The sequence below is a fragment of the Streptomyces phytophilus genome (assembly GCF_013870535.1).
Lineage (GTDB): Bacteria > Actinomycetota > Actinomycetes > Streptomycetales > Streptomycetaceae > Streptomyces > Streptomyces phytophilus.
The window spans coordinates 1-11,419 of the sequence record NZ_JACBXC010000081.1; the positions used below are offsets into that span (position 1 = coordinate 1).

At 71.7% G+C, this 11,419-nt stretch carries 10 protein-coding genes; 2 read left to right on the forward strand and 8 right to left on the reverse strand.

From position 1 onward, the window contains the following. Positions 1-173: 173 nt before the first annotated feature. Positions 174-746: a TetR/AcrR family transcriptional regulator gene (locus H5J30_RS07375; RefSeq protein WP_181786351.1), complete on the reverse strand. Its 573-nt coding sequence runs from the start codon at positions 744-746 to the stop codon at positions 174-176. A 92-nt stretch (positions 747-838) separates the two neighbouring features. On the opposite strand from H5J30_RS07375, the gene H5J30_RS07380 reads away from it, so the two are divergent. Further along, positions 839-1,252: an organic hydroperoxide resistance protein gene (locus H5J30_RS07380; RefSeq protein WP_181786352.1), complete on the forward strand. Its 414-nt coding sequence runs from the start codon at positions 839-841 to the stop codon at positions 1,250-1,252. Positions 1,253-1,303: 51 nt separating this feature from the next. Then, positions 1,304-2,128, forward strand: coding sequence for a LysM peptidoglycan-binding domain-containing M23 family metallopeptidase (locus H5J30_RS37440; RefSeq protein WP_309505460.1), 825 nt, complete (start codon positions 1,304-1,306; stop codon positions 2,126-2,128). Positions 2,129-2,200: 72 nt separating this feature from the next. Here H5J30_RS37440 and H5J30_RS07390 read toward each other — a convergent pair whose 3' ends face one another. The 7 genes from H5J30_RS07390 to H5J30_RS07420 all read right to left on the reverse strand — a co-directional run. Continuing rightward, positions 2,201-5,272, reverse strand: coding sequence for a ThuA domain-containing protein (locus H5J30_RS07390; protein WP_374100952.1), 3,072 nt, complete (start codon positions 5,270-5,272; stop codon positions 2,201-2,203). Between the two features lie 244 nt (positions 5,273-5,516). Next, positions 5,517-6,368 (reverse strand): sugar phosphate isomerase/epimerase family protein, encoded by an 852-nt coding sequence (locus H5J30_RS07395; RefSeq protein WP_258563166.1) that lies wholly within the window; start codon positions 6,366-6,368, stop codon positions 5,517-5,519. 17 nt (positions 6,369-6,385) lie between these two features. Next, positions 6,386-7,633: a substrate-binding domain-containing protein gene (locus H5J30_RS07400; protein WP_181786355.1), complete on the reverse strand. Its 1,248-nt coding sequence runs from the start codon at positions 7,631-7,633 to the stop codon at positions 6,386-6,388. Continuing rightward, on the reverse strand, positions 7,630-8,649 hold the full coding sequence (locus tag H5J30_RS07405) for an ABC transporter permease (RefSeq protein ID WP_181786356.1): 1,020 nt from the start codon (positions 8,647-8,649) through the stop codon (positions 7,630-7,632). The genes H5J30_RS07400 and H5J30_RS07405 overlap by 4 nt, the downstream gene beginning before the upstream one ends. Next, positions 8,646-9,698, reverse strand: a complete 1,053-nt coding sequence (locus H5J30_RS07410; RefSeq protein WP_181786357.1) for an ABC transporter permease — start codon at positions 9,696-9,698, stop codon at positions 8,646-8,648. Before H5J30_RS07410 ends, H5J30_RS07405 begins: the two co-directional genes overlap by 4 nt. Then, on the reverse strand, positions 9,695-11,182 hold the full coding sequence (locus H5J30_RS07415) for a sugar ABC transporter ATP-binding protein (RefSeq protein ID WP_181786358.1): 1,488 nt from the start codon (positions 11,180-11,182) through the stop codon (positions 9,695-9,697). The genes H5J30_RS07410 and H5J30_RS07415 overlap by 4 nt, the downstream gene beginning before the upstream one ends. Positions 11,183-11,222: 40 nt before the next feature. Next, a partial coding sequence (locus H5J30_RS07420) for a hypothetical protein (RefSeq protein WP_181786359.1) occupies positions 11,223-11,419 on the reverse strand: 197 nt, incomplete at its 5' end.

Genomic DNA, 11,419 nt, shown 5'->3' on the forward strand with positions numbered 1-11,419 from the left:
CCGGTGAGTTTCGTACAGCAGTACCGCCGGCACCGACCGGCCGTTCCCCACCGCGGCGTTCGCCGCCGACACCACGGGGCTGCCGCGCCACCTCGGCTTGGCGCGGGCCCGCGTCTGCGTCTGCGTCTGCGTCTGCGCTGCGTCTGCGGCCACAGCCTCGGTGCCGCCGTCCGCTACGCCGCCGCGTCCCGCGGGGTCAGCGCCCGCTCCACCGCCTCGCGCGTCAGCTTCCGCAGCTCCCCCGGGTCGTCCAGGTCGCTGCCCACGACGAGTCCGTCGCGCAGCACCAGCAGGATGTCCGCGGTGCGCGCCGGGTCCGGGTGCCCGTCCGCGGCCAGCAGGTCCCGCATCAGCCCGCGGAACCACCGGCGGTAGTCCCCCACCGCGCGGCGCACCGGGTGGTCCGGGTCGGGGTACTCGGCGGCGGCGTTGATGAAGGGGCAGCCGCGGAACCCGGGCCCCGCGCCGGCCTCGGCGATGTGGTCGTAGACGGCGAGCACCGTGGCGCGCGGCGGGCCGCCGGCGAGGGCCTCGGCCGCCTGCTGCTGGCGCCGGCACTGGTCGGTCAGGTAGGCCGCGACCAGGTCGTCCTTGGTACGGAAGTGGTGGTAGAAGGTCGCCTTGGCCACGCCCGCCTCGGCGATGATCCGGTCGACGCCCACCGTGTGCACGCCGTCGGCGTAGAAGAGCCGCGTCGCAGCGTCGAGGACGCGGCTGCGGGCGGGAGACTTCGCGGGGGCGGTCACGTCTTGACCGTACCAGACAGACCTGTCTAGTCTGAGCCCGGAACCAGACAGAACTGTCTGTTCGCCACCGACTCCCGGAGAGGCCCCTCCCCATGAGCGTTCTGTACACCGCGGTCGCCACCGCCAACGGCCGCGACGGCCGCGGCGCCACCTCCGACGGCAAGCTCGACGTCAAGCTCGCCCCGCCGCCCGAGCTGGGCGGGAGCGGCGACGGCACCAACCCCGAGCAGCTCTTCGCCGTCGGCTTCGCCGCCTGCTTCACCAGCGCCATGGGCGTCGTCGCCAAGGGCATGGACCTCGACGTCTCCGACGTCTCGACCACCGCCGAGGTCGGCATCGGCCCCAACGACGCAGGCGGCTTCGGGCTGGAGGTGACCCTGCGGGTGGAGATGCCCGACGCCATCACCGCCGAGCAGGGCAAGAAGCTGCTGGACGCCACCCACCAGGTGTGCCCCTACTCGAACGCCACCCGCGGGAACATTCCGGTACGGCTCGTCGTGGAGTGATCCCGGCGCGCCGTCGCCGGTTCGGGGTGCGGGCGCACCTAGCGTGACGCCGTGTCAACAAGACGTCACCTCTCCCCCCGAAAGCGGCGCACCGCCGTCGCCGTTGCCCTCGCCGCCGTGCTCGCGGCCCTCGCCGGAGCGAGCACGGCCGGCACCGCGGCCGCGGCGTCCGCCCCCGCGGTCGCCACCGCCGCCGCCACCGCAGCCGCCACCGCGCCCGCCGCCGAGGCCGCCGCCGCACCCGCCGCCGCGGCCGGCCCGCCGTCCGTGTACGCGCCGGCCGCCGCCGGCGCCGCGCCCGCGGGGCCGGCACCGCCCACGTACCGCGTACGCAAGGGCGACACCCTCTACTCGATCGCCCGCCGGATGGGGGTGCCGCTCCAGCGGCTGTACGAGGCGAACAGGTCCGTGATCGGCGCCGACCCGAACCTGCTGCACCCCGGCCAGGTCCTCGTCGCGCCCGCGCCCGGCTGGGTCGCCCCGGTCAGCGCCGAGTACCGGATCTCCGCGCGCTACGGCCTCCCCGGCGACGGCTGGATCGCCGGCTACCACACCGGCGTCGACCTCGCCGTCCCCACCGGCACCCCGGTGTACTCCGTCGGACCCGGCGAGGTGCACAGCACCTCCGCCGAGGGCGCGTACGGCAACCACATCCTGGTCCGCATGGCCGACGGCCGGTACGTCCTCTACGCCCACCTCGACCGCATGGCCGTCGCCGCGGGCGACCGCGTCGAAGGCGGCACCCGGATCGGCGACTCCGGCAACACCGGCAACTCCACCGGGCCCCACCTCCACTTCGAGGTGCGCACGGGCACCGACTACGGCACCGACATCGACCCCGTCGAGTACCTCGCGGAGCACGGCATCACCCTCTGAAGCACCACGCACGCACAGCGGCGCCCCGGGCCTCACCGCCCGGGGCGCCGCCGTTCCTTCACCTCCCGACGGCTAGCCGAACGTCACCGAGTCGACGTCGAACGAGTTGTCCTGCGGCGACGTGAACTTCAGGTACAGCTTGTGCGACCCAGCCAGCGCCTCCACCGGCACGGCCTCCGTGGCCTGGTAGGTGTCCCAGTCCCCGGTGTTCGGTACCGGCGTCGTCGCCAGCAGCTGCCCGTCCGGGGAGTCGGCGCGCAGTTCGATGGCGCCCACGCCGTACGGGGACGACAGCTTGTACGAGACCTGGCTCATGCCCTCGACGGACATCGGTTCGAAGGCGATCCAGTCGCCGTTCGAGACATCGCCGATCCGCTTGCCGTTCTCGGCCCCCTCCTGGTTGATGATCCGGGTGCCGGACTGGTCGTCGCGGTACTCGGCCTGCTTGTGCTTCGGCTGGAGCACCGACTTGGCGTACCCGGTCAGCGAGGCGGCGCCGTCGCCGCCGCCGTCCTCGTAGCGGGCGTTGAGGACGTACGTCAGGTCCGCGCCCTCCGGGTGGCCGCCGAGGTCACCGGTGTCGACGGTGCCCTCGCAGCCCGGCAGGTCGCTCGTCGAGTGCTCGTGGTCGTCGTGCCCGAGGGCCGGGTTGACGAAGACCTTGGAGCAGTCGATCTCGCCGTCCTCCGGGTCGGTCACGGTGACCTTGTACGGGACCTGGTCGCCGAACTCGATGAGCTTGCCGTTGACCGGGGTGTCGATCGTCACCTTCGGCGCGGTGTTGCCCGCGGTGATGGGGACGTTGGCGAAGCCGGTCTTGCCGGTGGAGTCGGTGACCTTGAGCTGGGCGGTGAAGTCGCCCGCCGTGTCGTAGGTGTGGCTGGGGTTGGCGTCGGTCGAGTCGAAGGTGCCGTCGCCGTCGAAGTCCCACTCGAAGCCGAGCGAGTCCCCGTCGGCGTCGGCGGAGCCCTCGCTGGAGAAGTCGACCGCCAGCGGCACGGGCCCGTTGGTCGCCGAGGCGGTGGCCTTGGCGACCGGGGAGCGCTTGCCCTGGCTGTAGTCGATGCGGTACAGCCCCGAGTCGCTGTTGCCGCCGCCGAAGGCGCTGCCCCACTCCAGGACGTAGAGCGAGCCGTCAGGACCGAAGGTCATGTCCATCGGCTTGTTGAACTTCGCCGAGGACAGGAAGTCGTTGATCTTCAGGACCTCCTCGTTCTCGTCGAAGCGGACCTCCTTGACGTAGTTGCGGGTCCACTCGTAGAGGAAGCTGGCGCCGTCGAAGTACTCGGGGAACTTCGTCTCCGAGGGGTTGTCCGCGTCGTAGTTGTAGACGGGGCCGCCCATCGGGCCGGAGCCGCCCTCGCCCATCTCGGGGAACGCCTCGGAGGGGCCGTAGCCGTACCAGATGTCCGGCTTCTGGACCTTCGGCAGCTCGGTCAGGCCGGTGTTGTTCGGCGAGGGGTTGGTGAGGTTGTCGCAGTCGAACTTCGCGCCGACCTCGCCGGTGTCCGGGTTGTACGGGGCGTAGGGCTGGTTGTCACCGTGGCAGAAGGGCCAGCCGAAGTTGCCGGGCTTCTTGATGACGTTGTACTCGACCATGCCCTCCGGGCCGCGCTCCGTCGTCGGCAGCCCGCGGTCGGGGCCGTAGTCGGCGGCGTGGACGTAGCCGGTCTCCTGGTCGACGGTGAAGCGGAACGGGTTGCGGAAGCCCATCGCGTAGATCTCGGGACGGGTCTTGTCGGTGCCGTTGGCGAACAGGTTGCCCTTGGGAATGGTGTACGTGCCGCCCTTGGTGGGCTTGATCCGCAGGATCTTGCCCCGCAGGTCGTTGGTGTTGCCCGCGGTCCGCGCCGAGTCCAGCATCTCCTGGCCCTCGCGCCAGTCGATCGGCGAGTAGCCCTGCCAGTCGGGGCTGAGGTTCGGCGGTACGTCGTCGCCGGTGCCCAGGTACAGCGTGCCGTCGGGGCCGAACTCGACCGCGCCGCCGGTGTGGCCGGGCTCGGGGAAGGTGCGGTCCCGGTACGCGGGCACGTCGAGCAGCTTCTTCTCGCTGGCGGTGTCGAGCTTGCCGTCCTTGAGCGTGAAGCGCGACAGCCTGTTCACGTCCTCGGTGCTGCCGGCCGGGGCGTAGTAGAGGTAGATCCAGCCGTTCTTGGCGAAGTTCGGATCCAGCTCCATGCCGACCAGGCCGTCCTCGCCGCCGGTGTAGACGTCGAGCTTGCCGGCGGTGGTGGTCTGGTGGGTGGCCGGGTCGAAGACCTGGACCTCGCCGGCGCGCTGGACGTAGTAGACGCGGCCGTCCTTGGCCACGTCCAGCTCCATCGGGTCGGCGGTGTCGTCGTCGAGGGTGACCTTCTCGTAGCCGTTCCAGACCGTGCCGCCGCAGTCGCCGGGCGCGGCGCCGGCGGCCCACTTCACGCCGCCGATGACGTGGTCGCGGAACTCGGCCTCGCTGTACGCGGGGGTGTCGTGGCCCATGGCGGTGGCCCAGACCTTGCCGCCCTCGGCGTTGCGGCACCAGGAGATCGGGTGGTCGGCGCCCATGGCCTCGCTGCCCGGGTCGTACGTCGTCTCGTCGGCGGTGACCAGGACGTGTACGTCGCCGCGCGGGTTGGCGTCGAAGTTGTACCACTCCTCGGGGCGCTCCCAGCGCTCGGGCAGGCCCTTGGTCGAGGGGTGCGTCTTGTCGGCGACCTTCGCGGTGCCCTGGAGCACGCCGGGCGAGTGGGCGGGCATGTGCGCCCCGCCGTTGATCAGCTCGTCCCACCACGGGAACTCGTTCTCGATCCCCATGTCGAGCGTGTTGTGGATGGCCGCGACGCCGCCGCCGTTGTTCACGTACGTCTGCATGGCGGCGCGCTGCTCGTCCGTGTCCCAGACCATGCCGGAGTTCTGCAGCATGATGATCACGTCGTACTCGGCGAGGGCGGCGTCGTTGAAGACGGTCGAGTCGTCGGTCTGGTCGACCTCGAACCCGTTCTCCTCCGCCTCCTCCTTGACCATCTCGATGCCCGCCGGGATGGAGCCGTGGACGTAGCCCACGGCCTTGGTGAACAGCAGCGCCTTGAAGGCCGGTGCCTTCTCCGCCGCGGACGACGGCAGCGCTGTGAGTGCGAGCAGGACGGCGGCCAGCAAGGTGACCATCGACCTGCCTATGTCACGAGCATGACAGCTCATGAGTGGGTCCTCTCCTTCGGTGTGCGGGATGGGTTGGGCGTACCGGTCGGTGAGAGGGGTTCGTGGGGCCCGGCGCGCGGGAGTGCGGAGTGCGCGCGCAGGGGTGGTCCGCCGGGCCCGGATCGGGGTCGCGATCTCCGGGCCCGGCGGCGCTTCGGGTGGTGCGTCGGGCGCGTACGCGGTCAGGGTGCGTACGGGTATGTGGGGTCCGTCAGCTGGGTAACGCGCGGCGCAGGAAGGCCAGGCCGTCGACGGCGATGGCGTCCTGGCTCGGCGCCAGCGCCCGCCACACCGACGCGGCTACGGCGATCGTCGCGTTGTGTGCGGTGAAGGATTCGATGCACAGCGGGCCGCGGTAGCCGGCTTCGTCCAGTGCGCGGAGGAAGCCGGGCCAGTCGAGGTGGTCGGCGCCGGGCGCGCCGCGGTCGTTGGCGCAGACCTGGACGTGCGCGATCCGGCCCGCCGCGGCGCGCACGGCGCCGGGCAGGGAGCGTTCCTCGATGTTCTGGTGGTACGTGTCGAGGGCGACGCCGATGGTCTCGCCGGGCAGCCCGTCCAGTGCCGCCACGGTCTGCGCGACGGTGTTGAGCAGGCTGGTCTCGTACCGGTTGAGGGGCTCGACGGCCAGCAGCACCCCGGCGGACGCGGCGTGGGCCACGACGGGCGCGATGTTGTCGCGCCACTCCGCGTACGCCGCCGCCCGCTCGTCGGCGTCCATGCGCCAGGTCCTGCCCACCGCCGCGTACATGGGGCCGGCGACGACGGGCGCGCCGATCTCGCGTGCGGCGTCGACGCAGCGGCGCAGGTAGTCCTGCGTCGTACGGACCGACAGCGGCTCGGCCCGTACGAGACCGCGCTCCGGCGGCATCACGGCGACGACGGCGGCGGGGGCGAGCCCGTTGCCGTCGAGGAGCTTCCCGACGGCGGCGGGCTGCCAGTCACCCGGCTGCTCCAGCGGCAGTTCGGCGCAGTCGAACCCCCAGCCGGCCAGGCGGGGCAGCACCGCCTCCAGGGCGCGTTCGGTGACCGGGGAGTGCCAGATCCACGGGTTGGCGCCGATCATGCGTCTTCCGGCGGGCATTACTCACCGCCCCAGTCGCCCGGGTAGCCGGGCAGCTCCTCGCAGCCGCAGGCGCCGTAGTGCAGCGGGGGCATGCCCTCCTTGTAGTACTCGTCGAAGTTCTCCTCGGTGACGACGGGCTGCGGCAGCGTCCACTCCTTCGGGACCTCCTCGCCCTTGAGGATCTTCAGGGCGGCGATCACGGGCGTACGCCACTGGAAGGTCGGGTACGCCGGCGCGATGGCCGTGAGGTCCTTGTCCTTCCACGCCTGGAGGAAGTCCTGCTGGTCCTCGCCGGTGATCGGCGGGATGTCCTCACCGGCGTCCTCGAACGCCTCGACGGCGGCCACGGAGGTGGCGCCGGAGTCCATCCACACGCCGTCGATCCGGCCGTGGCGGGCGATGGCGTCGGAGACGATCGACTTGGCCTTGGACGGGTCGCCGTCGGTGAACTTCACCTCGACCACGTCGAGTCCGGCCTTCTCGAACGCGATCTCGGCGGCCGACCAGCGGGTCTCCAGCACGTCCACACCGGGCGAGATGCGCAGTGCGACGATCTTGCCGCCCTTGTCGACCTCGTCGACGAGGAAGTCCGCGGCGGCGGCGCCGTAGGCGTAGCCGCCGATCGGGCTGATGAACGTGACCGCGCAGTCGGTCTCCACCCCGCGGTCGAAGACGATCACCGGGATCTTCCCGCACGCCTCCTCGACCGCCGGGGTGAGGGTGGCGGTGGTGTTCGGCGAGACGATCAGCGCGTCGCAGTCCTGGCCGGACAGCTCCTGGATGTCGGAGATCTGCTTGTCGTCCTTGCCCTGCGCGTCCAGGACGGTGAAGTCGGCGATCTCGTCGTGCTGCGCGACCTCCGCCTTCATGGTCTTCAGGCCGACCTGCCGCCAGGGGTTGAAGACCCCGGCGTTGGAGAAGCACAGCTTCGCCCCCTCGACGCCGCCCTCCATGGCGTACTCCGAGGTGTCGACCATGCCGCCGGAGGCCGGATCGAGCATCTGCTCCCAGGGCTTGCCCTCGGGCCCCTCCGGCGTCGCCTTCGTCAACTCCAGCTGCCGGTCGTAATCCGCCTGGTCGAAGAACTCCGACCGCTTGTCGCCGTCCTCCGCCTGCTCGGAGGCGGCGGGGTCGTCGGCCAGGTCGTCCTTCGGCGCGTCGGAGGAGCAGGAGGCGAGCAGCGCGGCGGCCAGCAGCGCGGCGGCCGGGGCGGCCAGCCGGCGGTTTCTTGCGCCGGGGCGGGTCGTGCGGCGCGTACGGCTCATGAGGAGGACTTCCCTTCCGAGGGTTGTGAACGGCGACGACGCAGGCGGGAGAAGTCGGCCGCTCCGAGACCGACGGCCGCGATGACGATGAATCCCTGGACCGTGGACTCCAGCGCGCCGGAGACGCCTTGGAGGTTGAGGAGGGTGAAGAGCGCCTGGAGGGAGAACGCCCCGGCCATCGCGGCCACGACCGAGCCGCGGCCGCCGCCGAGGATGACCCCGCCGAGCACGACGGCGGTGATGGCCTCGAACTCCAGCCCCCGCCCGGCCTGCGCCGACACCCCGGAGAACCCGGCGACCAGCACCGCGGCCAGCGCCGCGGCGGTGCCGGACAGGACGAACGCGAGGGTGCGCACCCGGGGTACGCGCACGCCCGCCAGGGCGGCGGCACGCTCGTTGTCACCGGTCGCCAGGAGCGTGCGGCCGAAGTCGGAGCGCATCAGCCACACGGCGATCGCCCCCACCGCCAGGCAGGCGAGGACCGCCCACGGCAGCCAGCCGCCGGCCTCGCCGCGGCCGAAGCTGCGGAAGGACTCGGGCAGCACGCCCTGCGGGGAGCCGCCGGTCCAGTAGAAGACGGCGCCTTCGAGGATCAGCATCATGCCGAGGGTGGTGATGAACGACGGCACCAGCAGCACGGTGCTGATGAGCCCGTTGACCAGGCCGACGATCGCTCCGGCGAGCAGCAGCCCGGCCGTGACCAGCAGCCAGGGGGCGTCCGGGTACGAACCGTAGAACTCGGCGCCGGCGACGACGCCCGCGGTGACGACGGCGCCGACGGAGAGGTCGAAGCCGCCGGAGACGATCACCATGTACTGCCCGGCGGCCAGGATCACCAGCGGGGCGGCGCGCTTGATGAAGGCGAGGAACGAGTCGGGCTCGTAGAACCCGGGATCGGTGATCGCCAGCGCGGCGAGCAGCACGGCCAGGAGGACGTAGACGGGGGCGCCGGTGCCCAGGCGGCGGCCGACGCCGGCGAACACGGTCGTCGTCGCGGACGGGGTCGTCGTCGTCATGCGAGCGCTCCCTTCTCCTTGGCCCGCGCCTCGTCGCGCGCCTTCGCCCGGCGGCGGAACGGCCGGGCGTAGAGGGCGACGGCGGCGATGATGACGACGCCGCGGACGACGTTCTTGAAGAACGGGTCGACGGAGAGCTGGTTGAAGATGCTGTCCAGCACCGACAGCAGCAGCACCCCGCCGAGCGTGCCCGCCACCCCGCCGCGGCCGCCGGCCAGCGCCGTACCGCCCAGCACGACGGCGGCGATGGAGTCCAGGTCGTAACGCGCCTCGGTCCCCGCCCACGGCGCACCCGCGCCGAGCCGGGAGGCCAGGAAGAGGGCGGCGGCGCCGACGCACAGGGCGCACAGCACGTGCGCGTAGATCACCGTGCGCCTGGTCCGTACGCCGGACAGGCGGGCGGCGTGCTCGTCGCCGCCGGTGGCGTACATGTGATGGCCCAGGCGGGTGCGTTTGGTGATCAGCCACAGCACGGCGGCCACGGCGATCAGCAGGAATACGGAGATGGGGATGAAGCCGATGCGGTCGTAGCCGAGGCGCTGGAAGGACGCGGGGACATCGCCCGCCGGGCCGGTGTAGTTGTCCTCGATATAGCCGCGCAGGATGAACGCCATGCCGAGCGTGGCGATGAAGGCGTTGACCTTCAGGCCCGTGACGATCAGGCCGTTGGCCAGCCCCACCGCCGCGGAGAGCGCAAGGACCGCGAGCACCGCCGTGACGACGCTGCCGCCCTCCATCGTCTCCGCGGCGACCAGCGTGCCGAGGCTGATGAGGTACGCGACGGACAGGTCCAGCGAGCCGGTGAGGATCACCGCGGACTGGCCGACGGCGACCAGGCCCAGGGCGACGGAGTTCTGCAGGATGCCGGTGAAGTTGGACTGGGTCATGAACTGGCCGCCGTCGATGGTCACGACGATCCAGCCGATGAGCGTGACCGCGGCGGCGGCCAGCCAGACGCCGACGACGGGGTCGGTGACCTTCAGCCGGCCCGCCCCGGGCAGCCGGCGCGGCGCGGCCGAGACCGGGGCCTCGGTGCGTACGGCGGTCATGCGGCGCTCCCCTCGGGGGTCGCGTCGGAGGCCGTCGCCAGGCGCATGATGTCCTCTTCGCCCGCCCCGGCCGGGAGTTCGCCGGCGAGGGTGCCGTCGGACATGACGAGGATCCGGTCGCTCATGCCGATCAGCTCGGGCAGCTCCGAGGAGACGATGAGGACGGCCATGCCGTCGCGGGCGAGTTCGCGGACGAGGGTGTGGATGGCGGCCTTGGCGCCGACGTCGACGCCGCGGGTCGGTTCGTCGAAGAGCAGTACGCGCGGGCCGGCGGCGAGCCACTTGGCGATGACGACCTTCTGCTGGTTGCCGCCGGAGAGGTACTGGACTTCCTGGTCGTGGCCGCGGGAGCGGAGGTTGACGCGCTCCAGCAGCCCGGCGACGCCGCCCGCCTGCGCGCCCTCGCCGTGGACGGCGCGGGTGACGAGGAGCGCGTTGTCGCGTACGGACTGGCGCAGGGCCAGGCCCTCGCCCTTGCGGTCCTCGGTCACCAGGGCGATGCCGCCGCGGATGGCCTGCCGCGGGCTGGCCGGGCGCAGTGCGCGGCCGGTGACGGTCATGTGCCCGCGGGTGAACGGCGCGGCGCCGAAGAGGGCCCGTACCAGGGAGGTGCGGCCGGAGCCCTGGAGGCCGGCGACGCCGGTGACCTCCCCGGCCCTGAGGGTGAGGTCGATGCCGGCGAGGCGTTCGTTGCCGGCGCCCGCCGTCGTCAGGAGGGGCTCGCCGATCTCCTCGGGGCCGGCGCGGGGCGGGTAGTACGAGCCGAGTTCGCGGCCGACCATCGCGCGCACGACCTCGTCCGCGGTGGTGTCGGCGGTGGTGAGGGTGGCGACCTTCCGGCCGTCCTTGAGGACGGTGATGCGGCGGGAGAGGTCGAAGACCTCGCGGAGGCGGTGGCTGATGTAAAGGATGCCGATCCCGCGGGCGGCGAGACGGCGGATGAGCGCGTAGAGGAGTTCGACCTCGTGGTCGGCAAGGGGTGCGGTCGGCTCGTCCATGACAAGCACACGGACATCGGACGCCGCCAGCGCCTTGACGATCTCCACCGTCTGCTGGCGGGCCACCGACAGGTCCTTGACCAGGGTGCGGGGGGTGATTCCGGTCTCGTCCAGCTCGGCGAGGAGTTCGGCGGTGCGGCGCTCCATGGCGCGCCGGTCGACGAACCCGCGGCGTACCGGCTCACGGCCGAGGAAGACGTTCTCCGCGACCGTGCGGTGCGGCAGGAGCGCGAACTCCTGATGGATCAGACCGATCCCGGCGGCCTGGGCCTGTACGGGGTGCGAGAACGCGTGCACCGTGCCGTCGAGCGTGATCGTGCCCTCGTCCGGGGCGTACTCCCCGGCCAGCACTTTCATCAACGTCGACTTGCCCGCGCCGTTCTCCCCCACCAGGGCGTGGACCTCACCCGGTTCGAGGTCGAGCGACACCCCGTGCAGCACCCGCACCCCGAGAAAGCTCTTGGACACGTCCTGCATCGTCAGCATGAAAGGCAGAGTCCCCAGGCTTCTTTGGACTGTCAAGAGCCTAAGCAAGGGCTTTCACTGATGAGTTGGCAAAGACTTTGGCCGAATGCCGAACAAAGAAGGTCTTGTTGGCGCTCTTGCCGGTCTCTAAGGTGGTCGATGTGACAGCCGCTTCTTCGTCTTCCTCGCCGATGCCGCCACCGCCGCCGCCGTCGGCCTCCGGTACGCAGCCGCCCGGGGCCCCGCCGTACAGCCCGC

Coding starts and splice junctions, on each gene's coding strand:
- H5J30_RS07400 (WP_181786355.1), bottom strand. CDS start 7,633: ATGAGCCGTACGCGCCGCACGACCCGCCCCGGCGCAAGAAACCGCCGG.
- H5J30_RS07410 (WP_181786357.1), bottom strand. CDS start 9,698: ATGACCGCCGTACGCACCGAGGCCCCGGTCTCGGCCGCGCCGCGCCGG.
- H5J30_RS07390 (WP_374100952.1), bottom strand. CDS start 5,272: ATGGTCACCTTGCTGGCCGCCGTCCTGCTCGCACTCACAGCGCTGCCG.
- H5J30_RS07380 (WP_181786352.1), top strand. CDS start 839: ATGAGCGTTCTGTACACCGCGGTCGCCACCGCCAACGGCCGCGACGGC.
- H5J30_RS07395 (WP_258563166.1), bottom strand. CDS start 6,368: ATGATCGGCGCCAACCCGTGGATCTGGCACTCCCCGGTCACCGAACGC.
- H5J30_RS07405 (WP_181786356.1), bottom strand. CDS start 8,649: ATGACGACGACGACCCCGTCCGCGACGACGACCGTGTTCGCCGGCGTC.
- H5J30_RS07415 (WP_181786358.1), bottom strand. CDS start 11,182: ATGCTGACGATGCAGGACGTGTCCAAGAGCTTTCTCGGGGTGCGGGTG.